This is a genomic window from Enterococcus crotali (assembly GCF_000633635.1).
Classification (GTDB): Bacteria; Bacillota; Bacilli; order Lactobacillales; family Enterococcaceae; genus Enterococcus_L; species Enterococcus_L crotali.
Genome location: NZ_AYPQ01000010.1, coordinates 12663 through 37344, shown reverse-complemented (window position 1 = coordinate 37344; position 24682 = coordinate 12663). Strand labels below are relative to the sequence as shown.

21 protein-coding genes, 1 riboswitch and 1 other annotated feature are annotated in these 24682 nt (G+C 36.7%); of the genes, 8 read left to right on the top strand and 13 right to left on the bottom strand.

Going from position 1 to position 24682, the window contains the following annotated elements:
• Positions 1-272: 272 nt before the first annotated feature.
• A complete protein-coding gene (locus tag V192_RS0118020) occupies positions 273-734 on the top strand; it encodes a hypothetical protein (protein WP_025873663.1) in 462 nt (153 codons plus the stop codon).
• A gap of 14 nt (positions 735-748) precedes the next feature.
• A complete protein-coding gene (locus tag V192_RS0118015) occupies positions 749-1051 on the top strand; it encodes a hypothetical protein (RefSeq protein WP_025873662.1) in 303 nt (100 codons plus the stop codon).
• 321 nt (positions 1052-1372) lie between these two features.
• On the opposite strand, the gene leuS is transcribed toward V192_RS0118015, so the two are convergent.
• Complete coding sequence (gene leuS, locus V192_RS0118010) at positions 1373-3886, bottom strand: leucine--tRNA ligase (RefSeq protein WP_025873661.1); 2514 nt, start codon at positions 3884-3886, stop codon at positions 1373-1375.
• Between the two features lie 224 nt (positions 3887-4110).
• Positions 4111-4388: a binding site (T-box leader), on the bottom strand.
• A 51-nt stretch (positions 4389-4439) separates the two neighbouring features.
• Positions 4440-6773, bottom strand: a complete 2334-nt coding sequence (locus tag V192_RS0118000; RefSeq protein ID WP_025873659.1) for a LysM peptidoglycan-binding domain-containing protein — start codon at positions 6771-6773, stop codon at positions 4440-4442.
• Between the two features lie 309 nt (positions 6774-7082).
• On the opposite strand from V192_RS0118000, the gene V192_RS0117995 reads away from it, so the two are divergent.
• The 5 genes from V192_RS0117995 to mnmM all read left to right on the top strand — a co-directional run bounded on the left by V192_RS0117995 (position 7083) and on the right by mnmM (position 11094).
• Complete coding sequence (locus V192_RS0117995) at positions 7083-7739, top strand: DUF1700 domain-containing protein (RefSeq protein ID WP_025873658.1); 657 nt, start codon at positions 7083-7085, stop codon at positions 7737-7739.
• A gap of 45 nt (positions 7740-7784) precedes the next feature.
• The gene (locus tag V192_RS20670; RefSeq protein ID WP_239644739.1) at positions 7785-8771 is read left to right on the top strand and encodes a DUF4097 family beta strand repeat-containing protein; all 987 of its coding nucleotides are present in this window, start codon (positions 7785-7787) and stop codon (positions 8769-8771) included.
• A 132-nt stretch (positions 8772-8903) separates the two neighbouring features.
• Positions 8904-9554 carry a phosphatase PAP2 family protein gene (locus V192_RS0117985; protein ID WP_025873657.1) on the top strand — a complete coding sequence of 217 codons (651 nt, stop codon included), beginning with the start codon at positions 8904-8906 and terminating at the stop codon, positions 9552-9554.
• A gap of 14 nt (positions 9555-9568) precedes the next feature.
• Positions 9569-10531 (top strand): tRNA modification radical SAM protein MnmL/YtqA, encoded by a 963-nt coding sequence (gene mnmL, locus V192_RS0117980; protein ID WP_025873656.1) that lies wholly within the window; start codon positions 9569-9571, stop codon positions 10529-10531.
• Entirely contained in the window at positions 10531-11094 is a 564-nt protein-coding gene (gene mnmM / locus V192_RS0117975) for a tRNA 5-(aminomethyl)-2-thiouridylate-methyltransferase MnmM (protein ID WP_025873655.1), read from the top strand. The genes mnmL and mnmM overlap by 1 nt, the downstream gene beginning before the upstream one ends.
• 78 nt (positions 11095-11172) lie before the next feature.
• Here the strand turns inward: mnmM and V192_RS0117970 are convergent, their stop codons facing one another.
• Both V192_RS0117970 and V192_RS0117965 read right to left on the bottom strand, forming a co-directional pair.
• Positions 11173-12942, bottom strand: coding sequence for an ABC transporter ATP-binding protein (locus V192_RS0117970; RefSeq protein ID WP_025873654.1), 1770 nt, complete (start codon positions 12940-12942; stop codon positions 11173-11175).
• Positions 12935-14644: an ABC transporter ATP-binding protein gene (locus tag V192_RS0117965; RefSeq protein ID WP_420834562.1), complete on the bottom strand. Its 1710-nt coding sequence runs from the start codon at positions 14642-14644 to the stop codon at positions 12935-12937. Before V192_RS0117965 ends, V192_RS0117970 begins: the two co-directional genes overlap by 8 nt.
• A gap of 237 nt (positions 14645-14881) precedes the next feature.
• Here V192_RS0117965 and V192_RS0117960 point away from each other — a divergent pair, with 237 nt between their 5' ends.
• Positions 14882-15529 (top strand): TetR/AcrR family transcriptional regulator C-terminal domain-containing protein, encoded by a 648-nt coding sequence (locus V192_RS0117960; protein ID WP_029948335.1) that lies wholly within the window; start codon positions 14882-14884, stop codon positions 15527-15529.
• 53 nt (positions 15530-15582) lie between these two features.
• On the opposite strand, the gene V192_RS0117955 is transcribed toward V192_RS0117960, so the two are convergent.
• From V192_RS0117955 to V192_RS0117915, 9 genes are all read right to left on the bottom strand, one after another.
• A complete protein-coding gene (locus V192_RS0117955; RefSeq protein WP_025873652.1) occupies positions 15583-16371 on the bottom strand; it encodes an alpha/beta hydrolase in 789 nt (262 codons plus the stop codon).
• Positions 16372-16614: 243 nt separating this feature from the next.
• A complete protein-coding gene (locus V192_RS0117950; RefSeq protein ID WP_025873651.1) occupies positions 16615-18078 on the bottom strand; it encodes an MDR family MFS transporter in 1464 nt (487 codons plus the stop codon).
• Positions 18079-18562: 484 nt separating this feature from the next.
• Entirely contained in the window at positions 18563-19750 is a 1188-nt protein-coding gene (gene metK / locus V192_RS0117945) for a methionine adenosyltransferase (protein WP_025873650.1), read from the bottom strand.
• Positions 19748-19889, bottom strand: a riboswitch (SMK box riboswitch). Its footprint overlaps the gene before it by 3 nt.
• 150 nt (positions 19890-20039) lie before the next feature.
• Complete coding sequence (gene lepB, locus V192_RS0117940; protein ID WP_239644738.1) at positions 20040-20738, bottom strand: signal peptidase I; 699 nt, start codon at positions 20736-20738, stop codon at positions 20040-20042.
• Between the two features lie 12 nt (positions 20739-20750).
• Positions 20751-21413 carry a hypothetical protein gene (locus tag V192_RS0117935; RefSeq protein WP_025873648.1) on the bottom strand — a complete coding sequence of 221 codons (663 nt, stop codon included), beginning with the start codon at positions 21411-21413 and terminating at the stop codon, positions 20751-20753.
• Between the two features lie 78 nt (positions 21414-21491).
• The gene (locus V192_RS0117930; protein WP_025873647.1) at positions 21492-22562 is read right to left on the bottom strand and encodes a WxLIP family cell surface protein; all 1071 of its coding nucleotides are present in this window, start codon (positions 22560-22562) and stop codon (positions 21492-21494) included.
• A gap of 113 nt (positions 22563-22675) precedes the next feature.
• The gene (locus V192_RS0117925; RefSeq protein ID WP_025873646.1) at positions 22676-23449 is read right to left on the bottom strand and encodes a WxL domain-containing protein; all 774 of its coding nucleotides are present in this window, start codon (positions 23447-23449) and stop codon (positions 22676-22678) included.
• Positions 23450-23500: 51 nt separating this feature from the next.
• The gene (locus V192_RS0117920) at positions 23501-24310 is read right to left on the bottom strand and encodes a WxL domain-containing protein (protein ID WP_025873645.1); all 810 of its coding nucleotides are present in this window, start codon (positions 24308-24310) and stop codon (positions 23501-23503) included.
• Positions 24307-24666 carry an LPXTG cell wall anchor domain-containing protein gene (locus V192_RS0117915; RefSeq protein ID WP_025873644.1) on the bottom strand — a complete coding sequence of 120 codons (360 nt, stop codon included), beginning with the start codon at positions 24664-24666 and terminating at the stop codon, positions 24307-24309. The genes V192_RS0117920 and V192_RS0117915 overlap by 4 nt, the downstream gene beginning before the upstream one ends.
• Positions 24667-24682: the final 16 nt, after the last annotated feature.

The window sequence follows — 24682 nt, the reverse complement described above, 5'->3', positions numbered from 1 at the left end:
ACATGACAAAAAGCCAGGTACTCCATTGTATATGAAAAGCTAACTGTTATTTTTGACATGTTGACCATTGTACTTATTCACCACCTTCGTCATTTCTTAGAAACATTGTAGCATGATTTTCACAATTGAGCAAAACTATTTTATGAACGATCGACCTCTATGATTATTTTTGTTTTTAAAAAGTAAAAAAACATTTACATTTAATATAACATAATATATAATATGAATTATCTCAATCGCGATGAGTAAAAAATGAAAGAAGGTTGATTGATATGAAACTAAAAAAACTTATGTTGGTATTTTGTTCTACATTGCTAGTTGGTACTTATGTTGTCCCTACTTCCCAAGTATTTGCGAATGATAACGTCGCCACTGAAAAACATCTAAATTATGAAAATGAAATTTACTCTGGTTTATCTGATGAAGGTAAATCCCTATTTGAAGATAAACAAAATAATCCAAATGATCTACGCCCTCAAGCCAGAGGTCTTAAGAAAAAAGCGATGGTTTTGGCTTTAAAATATGGTGGAAATTTACTTAGCAAAGTTGTTGGTATTTTAAGTAAAAAGAATGCAAATTTACTTAAAAAACATGCATTTGCACTAGGCACATTTCTTGAATCAATCTCCACTTCTATTGAGGCTCGACTAGTTTCATTCATGATACACGAACTAAAAATACCAAGTTCTGCTGCTCGCACTATAGCATGGGCAATAAGTCAGTTCCTATTTTAAAATGAGGTGCAAAGTTGGATAATAATATCAAAGATGAATTGTCAAAAATTAAATACCATCAAAAATTACTACTCATAATTGCTCTTGAAGAAAACAAAGAAGAGACCTTATTTTTTCAAGGGATCATCGACTTTGATTTAAACGAGAAACAAGTCAAAAAGATTATATCAATCGTGCAAGATGATGAAGTTGAAGATCTCGAAAATTATCTCTTGAATGAGAATATAGATTTCGAAATCCATACTTTGTTGAAATCTATGATTAGTCAATCTATACTAATAGACAATTCCCAAAAATTTTTACACAACCTAACTTAACTATGTATAGGAGTGAGAAACAATGATCAGATTGGATTCTGCCCATTGTTCCTCACTCCATTTTATTAATTCTTCAAAATAGGTTACTAAATAAAGCTATATTAATTCAACAAAATAAAAAGACTGGAGCGGGAAAACACTAAAAATTAGTGTTATTTCGTGCTCTAAACCCGAATAAACGGCGAGAAAAAATAGCTACTAAGCTATGCTTCGATCACATCAAATTCTTTGAGAATTGAAGGCTCCGAGAACTAGGTAGGTATTGTTCTCGAAGCTAAACACTTTTATCTTGGCGTCAGCCAATTACATTTTTATAGGTAATTAATTCGCTACAATATTCACCAGTTTATCTGGTACAACGATCACTTTACGTACTGTTTTTCCTTCAATAAATGCTTGGATTTCTTCAGCAGCTAGTGCTTTTTCTTCTAATTCTTCTTTGCTCAAGCCTCGAGCGATATTTAGTTTTGTACGAACTTTTCCATTCACTTGGAAAACAACTTCGACCTCATCTTCAATCAATGCAGCTTCATCATATGTTGGCCAAGGTGCATTCGTTAAACTTTCGTCATTTCCAAGAATCGCCCATAGCTCTTCACCAATATGCGGTGCGATTGGAGCTAATAATTGAACAAATCCCTCAATATAATCGTATGGCAAAACATCAACTTTATTGGCTTCATTGACAAAAACCATTAATTGCGAGATTGCCGTATTGAAGTGTAGATTTTCCATATCTTCTGTCACTTTTTTGACAGTTTGATTATACACTTTACTCAAACGTCCATCATTTATTGTTGTAATACGATCACGCATCTTGTCATTTTCATCTACGATCAAACGCCACACACGGTCTAAGAACTTACGACTACCTTCAAGTCCATTTTCACTCCAAGCAATCGATGCATCGAGTGGGCCCATGAACATTTCATACATTCTTAATGTGTCTGCTCCGTATTTTTCAACAACATCGTCAGGATTCACGACATTTTTCAATGATTTACTCATCTTGGCTGGAGCCTCTTCAAGTGCTTCACCTGTTTCGATGTTTACCCAAATACCATCTCGTTTTTCAACCATAGTTGTAGGAACGAGTACACCACGACTATCGCGGAAACTTTGGCCTAAGATCATTCCTTGATTGTATAGTTTTTGATATGGCTCTTTTGTTGGTACAACACCGATATCATACAAGAATTTGTGCCAGAAACGTGCATATAACAAGTGGAGTACCGCATGTTCAGCCCCACCAATATAAATATCTACTGGTAACCAACGTTCTAATTTTTCATAGTTGGCAATTTCATTTTTATTATGTGGATCGATATAACGTAAATGGTACCAAGAGCTTCCAGCCCATTGCGGCATTGTATTGGTTTCACGTTTACCTTTTTTGCCTGTTTCAGGATCGACTACATTGATCCATTCGGTAATATTTGCAAGTGGTGATTCACCTGTTCCACTTGGCTTGATATCATCGGTTTTGGGCAAGGTCAAGGGTAGGTCAGATTCCGGCACTGTCGTTGTTGTTCCATCTTCCCAATGAATCACAGGGATTGGTTCCCCCCAATAGCGTTGACGAGAAAATAACCAATCACGCAAACGATAAGTGACTTCTTTTTTACCACAGCCGTTTTCTGTCAGCCATTGATACATTTTTTCATTTGCTTCATCTTTTGTTAGACCATCTAAGAAACCAGAATTGATATGAAGACCATCTCCAGTGTATGCTTCTTTCGTGATATCTCCACCTTCAATAACTTGAATCATTGCGATACCAAACTTATCAGCAAACGCGTGGTCTCTTTCATCATGAGCTGGAACAGCCATGACAGCACCCGTTCCATAGCTTCCCAAAACATAATCTGCGATCCAAATTGGGATTTCTTTGCCGTTGACTGGATTGATTGCATAGGCACCTGTAAAGGCTCCTGTTTTTGTTTTAGATAAATCCGTACGATCTAAATCAGATTTTTTACTTACTTCTGCTTGATAAGTTGTTACTGCCGCTTTTTGCTCAGGTGTTGTAATCTCATCAACTATTTTTAATTCAGGCGCAATGACTAAATAACTTGCACCGAACAATGTATCTGCACGAGTTGTGAAGACTGTGATAGTTTCATTACTTCCTTTGACTTTAAAATCAACGTTCGCTCCTTCAGAACGTCCGATCCAGTTGCGCTGCATATCTTTGATATTCTCTGGCCAATCGACCAAATCTAGATCATCTAGCAAACGATCTGCATAAGCTGTGATTTTAAGCATCCATTGGCGCATTGGTTTTCTAACAACGTCGTAGCCACCACGCTCACTTTTGCCATCTATCACTTCTTCATTTGAAATAACTGTACCAAGTTCTGGTACCCAGTTCACTGCTACTTCCGCTTCATAGGCTAAGCCATGTTCATATAGCTTGGTAAAAATCCATTGTGTCCATTTATAATACTCAGGATCTGTCGTATTGATTTCGCGATTCCAATCATAACTGAAGCCTAAGGAGTTAATTTGACGTTTGAATGTTTCAATATTTTTTTTTGTGAATTCAGCTGGATCATTACCTGTGTCCAACGCATATTGTTCTGCCGGCAAGCCAAAGGCATCCCAACCCATTGGATGTAAAACACTGTATCCTTGGCTTCTTTTCATACGAGATAAAATATCTGTTGCAGTATAACCTTCTGGATGCCCAACATGAAGCCCTTGTCCTGATGGATACGGGAACATATCTAAAGCGTAAAATTTCTTTTTACTCGGATCATCATGGGTAGTAAAGCTGTTATGCTTAGCCCAATATTTTTGCCATTTTTTCTCAATTTTCTTGTGATCGTAACTCACGTTTTTCTCCTCCTATTTTATGCAACTTTTTATTAATAATTTCTGCTGGTGATCGGTTTACCTGTCTCTTAGGTTCGCCTTTTTCACTTTGTTAAAGTGTTGGCTTGGCGATACTTCATAAGTTAGATAACGTCTCTTCCCTTTGCCATCAAAAGTTGCCCATTCATCAGCTCTATAAGCAATTGCTGTGACTTGCAACAAAAACGCCCTACAGGAAAATATTCCTATAGGACGTATAATCGACAACGTGGTACCACCTAAGTTCACTTGTATAAATACAAGCCTCAACATTATAACGACTGCCGCCGATTTTACTTAATAAAGTGAAGATGATTGTCGTTGAGCTGTTTCTGCCGCTCATCAAAATCGAAAAGAATCTTTATCTGTCACTAATTCAGTAAAATAACTCAAAGGCGAGTTCAAAAGCTTCTGTACGTATTTTCACCAGCCATACGCTCTCTAAAACAGGGTTCTTTCTACTATTCCTTTTCACTGTTTGTATATCTATTGTGTGCTACTATACTACCAAACATTGCCAGCAATTTCAATCGTTTTATCTAACTTTCAATTTTTGACCAATATAAATGATATCACTTGATAAGCCATTTAATTGTTTGATGTTTTGAACATTTGTGCCATATTTTTGAGCCAGTCCCCACAAAGTATCACCACTTTTTACGGTATGTGAACCTGCTGTTTGAGTGTTGCCCTGATTGCTAGAAGAACCAGAACCGCCTTGACTCTTTTTAATAACTAGACGTTGACCTGGCTGAATAATATCACCACTCAAGTTATTCCATTGACGTAAATTCGCTATACTTATACCATTTGCATTGGCGATCGCCCATAGCGAATCACCTGATTTTACTGTGTAATAACCAGCAGCTGTTCCGGAATTATTTGAACTGTTGGCATTTCCAGTTGAACCGCTATTGCCGTTGTTGGTATTGCCGCCAGTACTTCCTGAACCTTTTTTCACGACTAGTTTTTGACCTGGGTAAATAATGTCCCCATTTAAGCTATTCCATTGACGTAAATTCGCTATACTTATACCATTCGCATTGGCGATTGCCCACAGCGAATCACCTGATTTTACTGTGTAATAACCAGTAGCAGTTCCGGAATTATTTGAACTGTTGGCATTTCCAGTTGAACCGCTATTGCTGTTATTGGTATTGCCGCCAGTACTTCCTGAACCTTTTTTCACGACTAGTTTTTGACCTGGGTAAATAATGTCCCCATTTAAGCTATTCCATTGACGTAAATTCGCTATACTTGTACCGTTCGCATTAGCGATCGCCCACAGTGAGTCGCCTGATTTTACTGTGTAATAAGTGTTAGATGCTCCTGAACCGTTAGAACCGCCTGAATTTCCTGTTGAGCCACCAGTACTTCCACCTGTGCTGCCTCCGCCAGTATTTCCAGAACCTTTTTTCACAATCAGTTTTTGACCTGGGTAAATGATATCTCCACTTAAACTATTCCATTGACGTAAATTCGTTATACTTATACCATTTGCATTGGCGATCGCCCACAGCGAATCACCTGATTTTACTGTGTAATAAGTATTTGAGGTCCCTGTGTTTCCTGAGTTTCCTGTGTTACCAGAACCACCAGTGTTCCCGTTATTATTACTTCCACCTGTACTTCCAGAATTTCCTGTTCCTTTTTTTACAACCAGTTTTTGACCTACGTAAATAACGTCACTAGAAAGATTATTCCAGCTTTTAATATTAGCAACCGATGTACCATATTTTGCAGATAGTGCCCATAAACTATCTCCAGCTTTTACTGTATGAGTCACGTCTTGGCTACTGGTTCCTCCGCCCGTATTATTACCAGTATTTCCACCTGTATTACCACCTGTATTACCACCTGTGTTACCTCCGCCAGGCTTGCTTTCTCCTGTACTTCCGCCGCCAGATGAAGGAGTATCATATTGAGTTAAGTTATACGTTGTAATAATATTATTTAACTTCGTATTATACCCTGGATCTGTTGCGTAGCGTCCAGTCAGCCAAGCCGTTGCATCTCTATAGGAATTCGTATTGCTTTTCCATGCGCCTGAATAATAGTAAACACCAGCTTGAAAAGATGTCGTTTTCAAAACATTGGCATTATTAATGAATGATTCTGAATAAGAAGGGTACTTTCTAAATGCTGCATCTACTTGAACCCACTGTCCATTTATAACTTCCCATGTTTTCATGGTAACAGATTGTCCTTGATAACTTCCTTTGATTCCAAATAAGTTATGATTTGGTGGTGCAGCTAAAGTACTTCTTCCCCAATCGCTCTCAAGAATAGCTTGGGCCATCATTACAGATGCATATAAATCGTTCGCTGCTGCAACAGAACTTGCATGTCCAGCAATTTCGGCGATGAATGTACTCGGGCTGACACTTCTAGATTGAGCAAATGCTGAACGCATCATAAGATCCGGCGCTATTGATTCTTCTGTTTCTTTTTTAGTCGTTGAAGAGTCTGTTGTTTCAGTTGATTCTTCTGTAGACTCAGTTGACTCAGTACTTTGTGTTGTTTCTGATGTATTTAATTCTGATGATTCTAGTGTTTCAGATGTCCCTTCACTTGAAGATGTTTCAGGCGTTGTTGTCTGAGTTTCTTGTGTCATCGAATCGTTTGAATCAGTCGTCGTTTCTGCTTGAACGGCTTCTGTATGTGTAATTGTATCTGAGTAACTTACCTGTGCGCTTGAACTTTGATCTTCTGCTGCTTCTGCTATTTTTGGTGCGGCAATCGGTGCAGCGATCGAAGAAACAACGAGTGCTGAGCTAAGCACAGTGGTTCCTTTTTTGAACTGACCATAAGCAAGCTTGTTTTGTTCGGCTTTCCTCCGCTCTTTTCTTGATATTACGTACTTCTTCATAATATATCCTCCGAATTTTCTAAAAAAGTAATCCTTGATTTATAGTATACCCTTTTTTTAAAGAAAATAGAAATATTTTTTTATTTTCTTTCATTAATATGCAAATAAAAATGTAAAACATTTCCAACTATTTTTATTTTGCTTTTTTCTACAATCTTTTACTATTTCTTTGATATTCTGACTAGGTCTAAAGGCTGATACCTCCCTTTACCTTAGGCTGATTTTTTAATCAAAGGCTTGTTATTACTCCAAAAAAAAATTATAGTGGAGAAGAAGTAAACGGACGATAAAATGAAATGGGGGAAAATAATGAATAAAGAACATTTTTTAATCGAATTGAAAATCTACCTTAAACCTCTGACTAACCAACAGCAAGCTCTTATCTTGAATAAATATGAAGCAATTTTTGAGGAACGCTCAGCTACTGGTGAAACAGAAGAACAAATCGCTAAAAGCTTAGGAAAACCACGAGGAATCGCTGAAGAGATTTTACAAGAATTTGATATCTCCGTTCCTGAAAAAAGAATTGAGCGTGATGGTTGGCAAGAGATTCAGCCAATTGTGAACAATGACTATTATTATGAAGAAGAGCTTGAACATCCTTATGATGATGCTTACCGTTCTTATGAACGTCCACACCATGGCGGCTTTACAAGATTCTGTCAAATTGCTGGAGTGCTGTCTTTTAACTTTCTCTTTATGTTTTGGATGATTTTTGCTGCCATCATGGTCTTTTTCGCTTGTTGGCTAGTTGCTGTTGTCTTCTTATTTTCACCTATCTTAGCAGGAATCTCAGTCTTTGCTGGCTTCAACGATGCAGCGATGTTCCAGTTATTTGCTAGTATTTTTCTTTCTGGTGCTGGAATCGTTGGGATAGTGATTCTACTGCCCTTAACAAAATTTTTTGGAAATTGTTTGCGACGTTATCTACAATGGAACGTTCGTGTCTTAAGAGGAGAGGTTTAATATGAAAAAGACAACTACATTTTTTCTAACTATCGGTGTTTTAGCATGATTATCGGTGGAATAGGCGGTGCTGTTTATTTTAGTCGTGCTGAAAATTCTATGGTCGATGAAAAAAAACAAACGTATGATATAAAAAATAAACAAAGTAAAAAAGAAATCCATCTAAACCTTTCTGGCAATGCTGAATTTTATGTCTTGACTGACAATTCGGATAAGGTTGTAATGAACTCTCGCAGTTCTTTACCAGTTTCTTTAAAAAGCACCTTAGATGTTAAGGAAAAAAATGACCAGTTATTGATTTCAGTAAGTAGCGATCAGAGAAAAAAGGAATTTGAAGGACTAAAATTTGGTTTTTTTGATAGAGGTTCGGCCGTGACACTAACGATTCCAGAAGACACCGAACGGTTGATTATTGATGGTAAATCTGATGGTGCTATCCATCTTTCAAATGCAGCGACAAAAGATTTAGCCATTTCCTTTACCAACGCTGATATCGATGTTAATGATGTCAACGCTGAAAAACTAGCGATTAAAACAACAAATGGCTATCTTAACATCTTTAATGACGTTCGTGCAGACGAAGCTACTTTCCAAACGACCAACGGTGATATCAACGTAAATGATTTTACTGCTTCAAAATGGTCTGCTAGCAGTACCTCTGGTGACATTTCTTTAAATGAAGTCAAGGGTGTCGCTAACATTGAGACGACCAATGGTGATATTCAAGTGTCCAATTTAAAAGGTGAGGCACAAGCTAAAAGTGTCAATGGCAGCTTTTCATTATCTGGAACAGAAATTCCTAAAAAACTACTGGTTGAATCTCAACAAGGAGACATCGAGATACACACAGAAGAAATTTTGTATGATATAACAATCAAAGCAAAAACTCAATTGGGTGATCACACGATTTTTGGGAAAGAAAGAACTTCTTACAAACGTGGAAAAGGGACAAAATCATTCACATTACAAACAAATTCTGGAGATATTTCAGTTGAAGGACCTTCCGATTATGATGATGGAGAAGACGAGTAATTCTCTTCTTATTTAAAAGCTTATATGAAACTTTTAAAGTTTTCATATAGGCTTCTTTTTCTAGTTTTTCAGATGTCTTCTTATTTATTTGATGTTATAATAGGCTTTATCTAATTTTGAAAGGATCTTTTAATGAAGAATAAATTATATTATCAATTTGCAGGCAGCTGTTTTTTGGTTGTTTTTATGTTTTTAGGTTATGTAGTACGTTTTTATCCAGATTGGTTAAACGGTTTTGATCAGACGATCACAACGCTCGTAAGAACGCCGTATCCTTCTGCTAATCAATTTTTTATCTGGTATACAAGATTCGCTGATCCGTTGACTGTCGGGATTCTTACTCTAGCAATTGCTTTTGTATTATTTAGAGGAAAATATTATGCCGAGCTTCTTTGGCTATTAATCAATACAGGATTAATTGCTGGCGTAGCAAATCCTTTGATCAAGTTATTATTTATGCGCCCACGCCCAACATTGAATCATTTAGTAACAGAACATAGTTACAGCTTTCCAAGTGGACATTCTACTGGAAGTGTCTTGTTATACGGAACGATTATTTTATTATTACCGCAATTTATTAAACAAAAAAATCTTTGTTTATTTTTACAAATTCTTTTAGGTTTAGGAATTTTTCTGATTGGTATCAGCAGAATCTATGTAGGTGTTCATTTCCCTAGTGATGTTGTAGGTGGATTCTGTTTTGGATTAGCTTGGCTGTTAATGACCTATCCAATTTATTTAGAAAAACGCTTTGTTTGGCGCTTCAAAAGTAAACAACAATAGAAAGAAGAATGAAAATGTCTGAGTTTCCATATACAGAAGATCCAAATAAACGCTACCACACATGGAATTATGCGTTACGCCAGCAGTTTGGCGGAAAAATTTTTAAGGTCCCGTTAGACGGTGGATTTGATTGCCCCAACCGCGACGGGACTGTTGCAAAAGGTGGCTGTACTTTTTGTAGTGTATCAGGATCAGGTGATATGATCGTTGCACCGCAAGATCCTTTGCCGATTCAATTTCAAAAAGAAGTTCAAATGATGCATAAAAAATGGCCTCAAGTTGATCAATATATCGTTTATTTCCAAAATTTCACCAATACTCATGCACCTGTTGAAGTGATTCGGCATCGTTTTGAACAAGTAGTCAATGAAAAAGGCGTAGTCGGTATTTCAATCGGCACACGTCCTGATTGCTTACCAGATGATGTTGTTGACTATTTAGCAGAATTGAACCAGCGTTATTATTTATGGGTCGAACTAGGCTTACAAACCACTTATGAAAATACCAGCAATACAATTAATCGGGCACATAATTATCAAATCTATTTAGACGGTGTAGCGAAACTACGGAAACATGATATCCGTGTTTGTACTCATTTGATCAACGGTTTACCCGGTGAAAATCTAGAGATGATGAGAGAAAATGTTCGTCGGACGATCCTTGACTCAGATATTCAAGGAATCAAATTGCACTTATTGCACCTTATGACGAATACACGGATGTTGAGAGATTATCATGAGGGACGTTTACAATTGATGACTCGAGAAGACTATGTCACTGTTATTTGTGATCAGTTGGAAATGATTCCAAAAGAGATTGTGATCCATCGCTTAACAGGTGATGCACCTGTTGATTCATTAGTTGGCCCAATGTGGAGTTTAAAGAAATGGGAAGTGTTGAATGCGATTGATAATGAAATGAAACGTCGAAATAGTGTACAGGGAATTTATAATGTACGTAAGGAGGTTCTTGCCTAATGCTGCAAACCGCACTTCATTTTAGTCACACACTTTTAAAAGAAGTGATAGAACAAGGTGATTCCGTTGTTGATGCTACGATGGGCAATGGAAATGATACAGCTTTTCTAGCACAGCTTGTTGGTTCAGAAGGCTTAGTTTACGCATATGATGTACAAGAACAAGCCTTGATAAACACTGAAAAAAAGCTCATCGAATTAGACTTGAAAAAACAAGTTGTTTTATTTCATCAAGGTCATGAAACCATTGAAGAGACGATTCCGACAGAAACACGTTTGGCTGCCGCTGTCTTTAATCTAGGGTATCTTCCTAAAAGCGACAAACAAATTATTACAAAACCAGATACAACAAAACAAGCCTTAGATGCTTTGCTGATTAGACTACGATCCAAAGGACGGATTATTTTAGTTGTTTATTATGGACACACGGGCGGCGAAGCAGAATTATCTTTAGTCCAAGATTATTCTCAAAAACTGCCTCAAGACGAATATAGCGTCTTGACTTACCAATTTGTCAATCAGAAAAACAATCCGCCAATTTTGTTTTGTATTGAGAAAAAATAGTTAAAAAAGACAGTCCGAAATCATTTAAATGATTTTCAGCCTGTCTTTTATTTTCTCTCATTTTTAATCTCTTTTTATTTATTCAAACACGAACTGATTATGATACAGCTCTGAATAAAACCCATCTTGTTCCAATAATTCATGATGGTTTCCTTCTTCGATCACTTCACCGTTTCTTAAAACAACAATACGATCTGCATTCAAAATCGTTTTCAAGCGGTGTGCAATCACAAAGCTAGTTCTCCCCTTGATTGCTTCATCCATCGCTTTTTGGATTTTTGCTTCTGTTACAGTATCTACGTTACTCGTTGCTTCATCTAAAATCAATAGTGAAGGATTTGTGATGATCGTTCTAGCAATGCTGATCAATTGTTTTTGTCCTGTACTGAAAATATTGTTTTCCTCGGTAATTTCAGTAGCGTAGCCATGTTCTTGTTCCATGATAAACTCGTGAATATTCGCTTGTTTAGCTGCTCCGATGATCTCTTCTTCAGTTGCTTCTGGTTTACCAAATGCAATATTTTCCCGAATCGTTCCAGAGAATAAAACTGAATCCTGCAAAACAATTCCAACGTGACTTCGCAAACTACTCAATTCAATTTCACGAATATCTGTTCCGTCAAATGTCACTGAACCACTATTTACATCATAAAAACGATTTAGTAAGTTCATGATCGTTGTTTTACCAGAACCCGTTGGCCCCACTAGAGCAACCATTTCACCCTTGCTTACATTAATTGACACATCTTTTAAGATCGGTACCTCAGGATCATAGCCAAAATCAACATGATTCAAAGAAACAGAATGATCGATACCATCAATTTCTTTGCCATCTTTTGGATTGATTTCATCGGGCTCATCAAACATTTCATTCAAACGGCGAGCTCCTGTGATCGCTAACTGGATCATACTGTATCCTGAAGAAATCTGCATCAATGGTTGGTAATATTGTTGTGAATATTGAACAAACGTGACAACTAAACCTAATGCTACAGTTTTTTCTAACTCTCCATTTAATGCTAGCCAACCACCAAAGAAAATAACGATAGCGGTATTTACAAGGGACATTCCCTGCATCATTGGAAATAGTAGACCTGAATACACTTGTCCTTTGAATGTTGCTTTACGTACTGTTTCATTATGTTCTAAGAAACCATCGATTGTTTCTTCTTGTAAACCATTTGTGATGATCACGCGTTGTCCGCTAATTTTTTCATCCATATAGCCGTTTAATTTACCGACTTCATCCTGTTGAATATCAACATATTTTCTTGCTTTACTGATAACAACTACAGCAATCAGGATCGCTACAGGCGTAGAAGCAATCGTTGCCCATGCCAATTGCACATTTTGACGGAACATCATGATCAAGATTCCAACAAATAATGCCGCATTGGTCAACACTTGAAGTAAAGCTTGATTCAAACTATTTTGGATATTATCTAAATCACTAGTAAAACGACTTAAAATCTCACCATCTTGATGAGAATCAAAGAAACGGATCGTAAGTTTTTCTAGCTTATTAAATAAACCAATACGCATCCGGTTTGTTGATTTTCCAACAACTTGGGTAAATAGTATGCTATAAATAAAATTAGCTGCACTTGTCAGTACATAAAAAATCAATAACTTCCAGATAATATCGATAAATTTGCTCTTATCATCTGTTCCTTGCGCCAAAGCGCCCACATAATTAGCTAATTCTTGAATTGCTTCACCAACAAATTGCGGTGCTTTCACTTGTAAATACGTCGCAATGACGATCGTCACAAAGATAAACAAGAAGGAAAGTTTGTATCGTTTTAAATAATGAAAAAAGAATTTACTTGCTCTTATTAAATCAGTCATTATTTTCATCCTTTCCTTTTTGTGTTTCATAAATTTCTTGATAGATTGGATTTGTCTTCACTAATTCTTCGTGCGTTCCTTCACCCACTAATTGTCCTTTATCTAAGACTAAAATACGGTCTGCATGAACAACAGAAGAAATCTTTTGCGCAATCACGATCGTCGTTGTATCGTTTAAATCTCTATCCAACGCTTCTCTCACTAAACGTTCTGAACGGGCATCTAAGGCACTTGTACTGTCATCTAAGATCAAAATCTTAGGATCACCGATCACTCCTCTTGAAATAGACAAACGTTGTTTTTGTCCACCAGAAAAATTGTTGCTTCGTTCAGCAACTGGCGCTTCATATTGTAACGATAATTTCTCAATAAATTCTTTTGCTTGCGCAATTTCAGTTGCCCGAGACATATCAGCTTCACTAGCATCTCGTTTTCCCTGACGTAAATTTTGTGAAATCGTACCAGAAAAAAGAATCGCTTTTTGTAATACGAAAGACACAGCTTTACGCAAACTATGTTCATTGACATCCTTCAAGTCAATTCCGCCAACTTCCACTTTCCCCTCAGATGGATCAAATAATCGTGGAATCAATTGTGCCAAAGTTGACTTACCAGCACCAGTAGCCCCTACGATCCCGACCATTTCACCAGGTTTGATAGAAAACGATACATCTTTCAACGTATCTGTATCATCTCCTGGATAACGGAAACTAACATGATCAAAAACGACACTACCATTTAATTTTTGTTCTGGTACATCTTTATAGGTTAGTGCTGGAACTGTGTCCATGACTTCCTTGATCCGCTTGATTGAAACAGCAGCACGAGAAGTCATCATCATCATCATTCCTCCAATAATGATTGCCATCATGATCTGCATCAAATAACTCATAAATGAGGCAATGCCTCCGATAACTGTTGGATCATCTTTTACAAGATTACTTACAAGAAAAATAGACCCAACAACAGCTAAATTGGCTGCCAACATAAATGATGGAATCATCACAGAAAATAGGGTTCCAACAATCAAGTTGTGTTTCGTCAATTCTTCACTGACTTTGGTGAAACGGTTTAATTCATTCTTTTCCTGAACAAATGATTTAACGACACGAATCCCTAACAGATTTTCTTTAGCTAAACCATTTACTTTATCGATCAATGTTTGAATGATCATAAAATGTTTACCCATTTGTGAAAATGACAGTGCAGTAATAATGAAGACTGCTACAACTAGTAAAACGATCACCCACCACAACTGCGGTAACGTCATCATCGCTAAAATAAAACTACCAATAAACAAAATGGGAATTCTGAATAATGACTGCAATGCGATCATAATCACATTTTGGATTTGAGTTACATCATTCGTCAAACGAACAACTAAATTCCCGGCTGAAAATTCTTCAATATTGCCGAATGAAAAGGTTTGGATCTTACGAAATGTTGCTTCACGAATATCAGCACTCACTCCTTGTGCGACTTTAGCAGAATAAATCGTATTAAACACTCCTGCAATCAAACCAAGACCTGCAATCCCGATCAAATATAATCCTAGTTCTTTCATTTGACTCTTATCTTCTTTAATAATTGCTTCTAGCACTTTTTGTAATAGTTTAGGCTGCCATAAAGCCGACATGACCATGACAACAACAGTAATCAAGGCGATTGAAACTTCTAGCTTGTACTTTTTGACATGTTCCATAATAATACTCACTTATATCCCAACTTTCTTTGTAAAACTAGCCGTCTTTGATTCGTTGTGCAACTTTCAACGATCATTTAATGTTATTATGTGAGAATAAACGGATAAATAAGACACGTTTTCCATTGTTGACTTCACAAACTTAACACTGTAAAATTAGGCCGCATAACAATTTACCATTTTTAGAAATGAAATTCAAGAAGTTAGCTTCTATTTTTATATAAAAGGATGAGAAATTTGGAAGAAAAATTATCAAAAACAAGAATCGTTCAAGCAGCATTTGAATTATTGGCAGAAAACCCTGAATTAGAAAAATTATCTATGCGTAAAGTAGCACAAAAACTTAATATTCAAGCCCCTGCGATCTATTGGCATATAGAAAATAAACAGGCCCTACTCCAAAGTATGGCCGAAGAAATAGAGAATCATTTTATACCACCAAAGCAGAAAGAAACTTGGAAAGAAACCATCTATGCCTATATGGAAAAATATTATGAATTGTATCAGCAATACCCTTGTGCTATCGAGATCGAAATTCAAACGATCCCATCTTACCCCTCTCGTTTAAGAAATCTTGATGCAATTTTAGGTATTCTTAATGAAGCTGGTTTTTCTATTGAGTTGAGTTATATGACGATCACTTCTTTACAGCATCTACTCTTTGGCATGTTGATGGATTCTTCTGAAGAAAAAAAACTATACAATAAAGTCATGGCAGGGGATGATTACTTAAAGACACAAATCATCTTGATGAAACAATATGTTCAAGAACATGAGCTTAATAATATCAGCGAAAGTATTCAATATCGGCAAAAAGAAAAACAAAAAGATTTCTTTATGAAAACATTGCGAGTGTTTTTGAATGGGTTAGATACGTTCGTCTAATAGTAAATACGCAAAAAGCTTAGACATTTTTTATTTGTCCAAGCTTTTTTTCTTCATTTATCTAGCGGTAACCACTTTAATACCCGTTGAATCCACTCATCCCAAAAGATCCAATCATGGTTACCCGGGCCTGTTTCAAATGTATGTTCAATATTATAAGCTGTAAGCTTTGTCGCCATTGTTTTATTTCCATGTAAAAGCAAGTCCTCTTCCCCACAGCAAAGAAATATATTTGGTGCATTTTCTCCACTTGAAACAAGCTGATCAAGTAAAAACATTGGGTCATTGGTCGATCCTTGGACATTTTCTAGAGGACCAAAAATCCCTTCCCAGAACTTTCTTCCTTTAATCGCTAATAGATCTTCTATTCTGTCAGCAAGATTCACAGCACCGGATAAAGACGCCACTGCTCCATAGTTTTCTGGTTTAGCTAATCCAAGTTTTAAAGCCCCATATCCGCCCATGGAAAGTCCTACCGCAAATGTTTTTTCTCTTTTTGTTGTCAATTGTGGAAATAACTCATGACATATATTTGGTAATTCCTCAGAAATAAATGTCCAGTAGTTCATTTCATAGGTCGTATCCGTATACCACCCAAGATCTGTAGATGGCATGATCACAGCTAAGCCTAGCTCTGAGACATAACGTTCTATTGATGTTCGTCGTTCCCATACACTATGATTTCCACCCATTCCGTGAAGTAAGTACATTACTGGGACATCTGTCTCCTTCCCTTTTGTTGCTGTACCGATTTTTTTCTCTGTTCTTTGAGGCAAAATTACGTTCACTGATACTTCCATCTCTAATACATTTGAATAAATACTCGCTTGCAAAAAAGCCATTCAACATCCCTCATTTTCTGTTTTCTATTATTGTAGCACTAAAATCATTATTTTTTGACTAAATATATAAAACAAAAAAACTCGTTCTTCTAAGAAGAACGAGCAGAGGAGGAGTTAAAAATGAAAATACATTACTTAAGTTATTTGCTTTTGGTATATCAATATCATACAAAGTAAGTATGAACTTTTTACGTCAAAACTTCGTATTCTATTGTCATTTTTTGTAAAGAAATAATGACTCCTCTAATTCGTAAGTTTCTTTTTAACACTTGCATTTAAAATGATCGCTGCAATAATCAAACCGATTCCCACTAAATACACATTATGCAGTCCTGCATATAGCATACCGCGTAATGGTCTCAGTAAATCTGCTGGGATCGTGTTAGCCGTATGCGGATTAACCAGCTGATTCATCACATCTGGATCGACCTGTAAGGTACTTTTTGCTAATTCGGAACTTGTTACTGCATTGATAATGACACCAAAAATCGATACCATCAACGTTTGTCCAATTGTTCTTGCTAATGTATTGAATGATGTTGCAACACCCATTTCGGATGGATCTACACTGCTTTGAGCGGTCACAGTAGTTGTTGTGATCGTAATCCCAAAACCAATCCCTAAAACAGAAGAAATCGCAAAGAACCAAACAAATGAAATCGATGCCGGAACCAACACTAGGAAAATACCGCCTAATAAAGTAATGCTCAAGCCGATCGTCAGCACTCTTTTCGTTGTATGTTTTTCCATTAAATTACTGGCGATGAACGAACCTACCATCCATAAAATCGACATTGGCGCTAAGACAAGCCCGCCGATTCCTGCACTTTTTCCTAATACTCCTTGCATCCACATCGGGATATATACTTCTACCCCCATCAAAAATCCACTGATCAAGGCAGCTACAATATTGACGATTACAAAGGTGGAATTTTTAAACAACACCAAATCAATAACAGGATCTTTCGCTCTTTTTTCCACAAAAATAAAGCCAATAAAAAATAAAACAGACACTCCTAAACATAAGAACACTTTCAAATCAAAACCACCATCACCAATTAATTGGAAACCTAATAATAGTGTTAATAAAACCAGCATCAGCTGAATACTGCCGAGAATATCCATGGGTACTTTGTTTTGTTCTCTTTTTGGCTCCACCAAAAAGTAAGCAATCAAGCCCATCAAAACAAGACCAATCGGTACATTAATAAAGAAAATCCAGTGCCAACCTACAGTATCTACAATAAAACCTCCTGCAAGTGGACCAAAAATACTCGCAATTCCCCAAGCTGCACTATTCAACCCTAGCATTTTTGCACGTTTATCGATCGAATAAATATCAGCTAAAATCGTTAATGCAACTGGCATGATTGCCCCTGCACCGATTCCTTGAATTGCCCGTGCAATAATCAATGTGATCATATTTTGTGCTAAACCACAAAGTGACGAACCGATAATAAAAATAATAATTCCAATCATAAATATTGGTTTGCGTCCGATTTTATCCGCTAATTTCCCATAAATCGGTGTCAACATAGCATTTGTTAATAAATAAATAGAAAAGACCCAGTTCATGATTTCCATGCCATGTAAAGATCCTACGATTGTTGGCATGGCTGTTGAAACGATCGTTCCTTCGATTGCTGTCATAAAGGTTGCAACGAAAACACTGATCGTTACAAGTTTGACGTTTGTTTTTCTTTCCATGTATCTCCATCCTTTTGATATTTTTGGTTTAATAAAGTTACTTATGAATTTATTTACAGAGGTTTAGTGGTACTTTTGTGATATTTTACATTACTATCAGATTTTTTAGTTTTGCTGTGATCTACTCATGACTAATTTTGTGGATTGTTGACTTTTATTTGTTGTTTGGTTTCTGGCGTATGGTGGTTACAGGCACTTTGATACTAGCTTTTATTGATTGCTTGGGATTACAGCGTTTGGTGTTTTCAAGCACTTTGGTTGTTAACTTCTATTTGTTACTTGGGATTATAGTGTTTGGTGTTTTCAAGCACTTTGGTTGCTAACTTCTATTTGTTACTTGGGATTACAGCGTTTGGTGTTTCACTAGTAAGGTAACTACGCTCTCTTTGGTCGCCTAGTACTGCTCATCATCTACTCTGCGCTGCAGTCGCAGTGATTTGCAGCAAAACGGCGCCACTAATTTTCATTAGTAGCGCCGCCTCGTTTACTCCATCAAGCTTTTCTTGATTGCCTCGACTTTATCTGTCTGCTCCCAAGGTAGTTCAATGTCTGTACGACCAAAATGACCATATGCCGCTGTCTGTTTGTAGATTGGACGGCGTAAGTCAAGCATTTCTATAATCCCTGCTGGACGCAGGTCAAAGTTTTTACGAACCGCTTCAATCAGTTTACTTTCAGCTACTTCACTTGTTCCAAATGTATTGATTGAAATCGATACAGGTTGTGCGACACCGATTGCATAGGCTAATTGAACTTCAACTTTTTCAGCTAAGCCAGCTGCAACGATGTTTTTTGCAATATAGCGTGCTGCATAACTTGCAGAACGATCGACCTTAGTCGCATCTTTTCCTGAAAAGGCACCGCCACCATGACGAGCGTAGCCACCATATGTATCTACGATGATCTTACGTCCAGTCAAACCGGCATCCCCTTGAGGTCCGCCAATTACAAAACGGCCTGTCGGATTTATAAAATATTTTGTTTCTTCATCTAGTAATTCTGCTGGGATCACTTCTTCAATAACGAGTTTTTTCACGTCTGCTTGAATCTGCTCCAGCGTAGCTTCTTCATCATGTTGTGTACTGATCACGACTGTATCCACACGTTGTGGTTTGCCATGCTCATCATATTCCACCGTCACTTGTGATTTTGCATCTGGACGTAAATAAGGAAGTTTGTCCTCTTTGCGTAATTCTGCTAAACGGCGAACGAGTTTATGGCTTAAAGAAATCGGTAAAGGCATTAATTCTGGGGTTTCATCAACCGCAAAACCAAACATCAAGCCTTGATCTCCAGCACCAATATCATCTTTAGTATCTTTTTCACCACGCGTTTCTAGTGCGTCGTCCACACCTTGTGCAATATCTGGCGATTGCTCATCAATTGCAACTAAAACAGCAACAGTGTCTCCATCAAAGCCATACTTAGCTCGAGTATAGCCAATATCTTTCAGCGTTTGACGAACGACTTTTTGAATATCTACATAAGCTGTCGTAGATATTTCTCCAAAAACTAAAACCAAACCGGTTGTAACACTTGTTTCACATGCCACACGGGCTAGTGGATCTTGTTCTAAAATCGCATCTAGTATTGCGTCACTTACTTGATCGGCAACTTTGTCCGGATGTCCTTCAGAAACAGACTCTGATGTAAATAAATGTCTCTCTGTCATAATGTATTCCCCCTAAGTTTATTCGGTTACAAGGCATCTTTGTATAAAATAAAGCTTCATTCACTTCCAATTCAAAAAGAATCGTTCTGCGAAAAAACTATAATTTTACAACAAATCCTTTCGGGAACTTGTAACGCTTATTAGTATAACAGATTTATCAAGAAAAAACTTACTTTTTATTCTTTTCAAGTAAAACTCTTCGTATCTTCCTTACTTGTATAAGACCGATTAATCTCTAAAATAAAAACACCTATCAATTGACAAAAGTAAGGTGTTTTCTATCATTCTATTAAAATTTTTGTAATTTATGTAACGGTAAAATTCTCATTTCTACCGTACCGATCAGTTCTTTTTCATCTACTAACTGATAGTAACGGCTATCCGTTGCATAAGGTCTATTATCTCCTAAAACCAGATATTTATTTTTAGGTATCCTAGACTCACCTGTCAATGATTTTAGCGTAAAATCATCTGTAAACATCATACCATCTTTTTCAAATTGATTTTTATACTCTGCGATAAAACGCTCTTCTTTTTCCTCTTCATTGATAAACAATTGACCGTTCTTATAGTACAGACTGTCTCCAGGACGACCGATGATTCTTCGAATTGATTTATCCTTAGAATTTGGGACATGGATATAGACAAGATCAAACTGTTTGATTTTTGCTAATTTATTGACAACGACAACATCATTATCTTCAAGTGTATCACTCATAGAGTAACCTTCTACCCTTGCAAAAGAAAAGGTAAAAAGAGAAAGAATATAAACAATGCCAAAAGTCACAAACAAGGTCAATGCTATTTCTAAAAAAAGAACATTCAATTTCTTTACTCTTCTTTTTTTCTTCTTTATTTTCTTTCGCTTTTTATGCACTTTAGTGGTTTTCATAGGTGGCTTTTTCTTTGTTGTCTTTCGTTGCCGATTTGAGGTCGGTCTTTGATTCGGTTGTTTCTTTTTTCTTTTTTTATGCGTTGCTTTTTCCATAAAATCACCGAGTTATTTTTTATTTACCAACGCTTTTTCATTGATTTTGAAGTAGCTGACAACCGCTGCTTGGTTTTTCTTGATTGTTGCGAGGTCTGCTTCAAATTCATTTAAAAGAGCCTCATCTTTGAAGAATCCATCTGTTTGTGAGGAGACATTGATCCCTAGTTCCTTCAATGATTTATAGTATTTATTCAACACTTTTTGCCCTTGTTCTGTATTTCTTATCGTGGCTTTATAGATACCATAACTTGACAGTTGCCCTGCTAGTAACTTAATATTTTTCCCTGCTTTTACGTCATTGTCAGTTGTTTTAGCTGCTTTTAATTCATTCTCAAAATTTTCCACAAGATAATAGCCTTGAATAACAGCCTTAGAATCTTTCTGGCTCAAATGCATGGATTGGTAATACAATGAATAACCTGCAGTTATACCTGAGACTACAAAGAGGAGACTTAAAACGATTCCCCACGTCCGCTGCTTTTTGCTTTTATTTCTAAGCTCTCTGATTTTTCGTCTTTTTTGTTTCTGTTTTTTCTTTTTGACTTTCGTTCTTTTTACTTTTTCTAAGGCTCTTTTTGTTTTAAACATCAGATAAAAGGAGATCCCAGCAAACAATACCCCTATACTTGCCAAGGACAAAGAAACAATAAAAAACCAATCTAATATCGTCATTTCTTTACCTCCATAATTTTTTTGTTTGCAAGAGCTCTCTCAGTCTAAACTGAAAAATAGAATCTGCTGGTTCAGCCACTATTTCTTAGGTCTCTTTTTTCTTGCTTGTTTTTTCTTCGCTTGTTTTTTCTTATTGATGGTTCTAATTACAAGAAAAACGATGATTGCTAATACAAGTACACCAGCCACGATTCCGGCAATCAGTTGCCAGTTGAATGTTTGAACATCTTCTAAACTAGCATCTTGATTATTGAATTTATCTGCTTCTTCATCGGTAACCTTAAACTTTTCATCCCATTCCCATTTTTTGTCGCCAGAAGTTACTAAAATTTTAGCTCGGTAATCTCCTGGAACCATTCGGTCGCCTTCCATGCTCACTGGAAAATCGATCAATGAATTAGGGGCCATTCTCATACCAGAACGTTTTGTTTCATATAAAACTTCATCACTACCGTCTTTCATGATCTGAACTTGTGTAGACATATTTTCGAGATACGCTGGTTGGACATTTGAAAAGTTGATAAAAAATGTATTTCTAAAATTATTCAATTCTGCATATACTTTATTTAACTCAAGATCAGCTTGAACTTCTTTGTCAGTTTCTGAAAGAATCATCCCAATAACATAGGCGTATTTGTTGATAACACCTGTCTTCTTTGGTTTTGATTGTTCTTCTTTTTCGATTTTTTGAAGTTGGATCCCACCTGAGATTACACCATCAAATGATGCTTCCGGCATTGTTATTTCTATGTCGACATCCTGTTCACCGTTTGCAGGTATTTTAACTGTTTCTGGAGCTTTAACGATAGTTTCAAAATCATATTTTAATGATTTATCTTTCTTGATTGTTGTCGGCCCATATTCAATAACGCCATTAGCATTTGTTTTCGTCCCGTTCAGTTTGACTGAAACTTCTATTTCTTCTGAAGCTAGATTTTTGATTTTGATTTTAACAGTTTGTTTTTGTCCAGGTGTCATCTTTAAATCAAAGTAACCGACATCTTGACTTTTTTGATTATCAGGCTTGATTGTTTCATATGTAAATCCAGTTGCGTTACCGCTACTGCTGTCTTGCGCAAATGTCTTGGTGGGCATAAGCACACTTAAAATGACCATAACTACTAAATAGAATAGATGCTTTTTCTTCATCGATTTCCCTCTCTTTAAAAAGCTGAGACAGAAATTTTCTTTCTGTCTCGCCAATTATTTGAACACGACTACTTAAAGTATGCTATATAATTCAACTTATTATTCAGTTTAAATTATAATACTTCAGCGATTGTCCAAGTGATTTCAGCTGTGTATTCGTCAGCCAATAGAACGTTTGTGTTTGGTACAGTTAATTTAACAGATTCTGCAGTTGTATCAGCAGTTCCGTCACCGTATTGTCCAAATTCGATAGTGTATGTTCCGATACCTTTAGAAGCATCTTTGTTGTCTAAAACAACTACTGATGAACCAGCACCTGTTCCAGCTGCATCCGCTGCTAATTGGAATCCTGCAACAGTAGTTGCTGGCCATTGAGCTGCTGGATCTGCAGATGTGATTACTGCATTTGAATAATCAATTGTAGCTGATTTCAAAAAAGTTCCAGCATTTGCATTTGCTTCAAATTGTTTTGATAATTGTGCACTTACTTGGTATTTATGGTTTGCAACACCACGTACGTCTGTAAATTGTACGAAGTTTCCACGAGTAACATCGCCATCAGCTGTTGTTACTGGAATTGCTGCTGCAAAATATTCTGGGTTAGAAGCAAAAGCTTTTACTTTATCTTCACCAAAGTTTAATTCTGTTACAGCGTCAATACTGAATGAACCACGATCTGGGTTAACGATGATTGGTTCTTTTGGATCTACAACTGGTTTGTCTGGATCTTCTGGGTCTACAACGTCTTTAGGATCGTTGTCTTCTGTAAATTTGATTTTACCGTTTGTTGGTAATGATTTTGCTTCAGCATTAGCTGCAGCTGGGGCTGCTAAGCTTACTCCTAATAAAGTTAATAATGCTACTGAACATAATGTTTTTGTTTTCATGTGTGTTTCCTCCTAGTTTTTGTGTGTTTGTGTGTGTGTTTGTATTTCTATTTATGGCAACTCGGCTAATACCCAAGTTAACACCGTAGTGTAAGGTACCGGATCAACGATGGTTGTTCCTGGTATCGATAATGAAACAGCTTTATTCAAATAGATTGGTTTGTTGTCAAATACTGGGTCAAGAACTGCTTGACCATTTTTATCAAGCCTTGGTTCCAAAGTATTCTTTTGGTTGCTCTGATTTTCAACAGATGCCCCAAAAGAAATCGTCCATGTGCCCCCGCCTTGTCCAGTATTCGCTTGCGCTAAGTTATATGAAGCGCCAACGTTGTCTATATTGATGATTTCTTTTGATAATTGAGGAGCATTGCTAAGGTCTTTTGTTGAATTTACCCAAGATTTATCTAGCGATAACATGGCTCCTTTTATCTCACTGTGTTCAGTATCTTTGTTTGTAAATTGCATCTCTTGACGCAATTGTAAGGTCCAACCTGTCGGTTTTTGTCTCAAGTCAGTCACTTGTACAAAATTCCCTCTAGGTTTTGTTGCACCAAAGAAATTTTGTGCATTTCCGTAATAAATTTCGTCTTTATCAGAAATTTTATTCTGGTAAAAATCCAGTTTTGGAACAAAGTCGATTCTCAAGTCTCCCTTTAATTGGGGCGTTTCTCCAGGATCAACTATTTCTCCAGGTTTTTCTGGATCAACAATATCTTGCGGGTATTCGCCTGAAAATTTGATCTTGCCAGGCCCGCTCAATGATTCTGATTCGGCAGATGCATTGATACTGTTCAATGCAAATGTAGAAATCATAGCAACGGGTATAACGAGAAATTTAATCATTTGGTTTAATTTTCTCATGTGTTATCCCGCCCTTCTTTCTCTTTCTTGCGTTTCCAGAAAAATAGCAGTAAGCCGATAATAATCAAGGCTGCTCCACTGAATACAAGACTTGTTTTTACCATTTCACCCGTACTAGGGTAACGACCAGCTGGTTTTTTGGTTGCTGGCAAACTAGTGGAAGTTTCAGTACTTGATGAAGGTTCTGTGGTGCTTGAGGGCTCTGTTGATGAACTAGAACTCTCTTCGTAAAAGCTGATCACACCACTAGTCTGCACCTCTCCTCCATTATTAGCCGCTACATTCAATGGATTACTGATTGCTAGCGTTAATACAAAAGTAAAGGAGAGTATTAAAAAGCAGATTATTTTTTTCATACGTAAATCTCCTTTA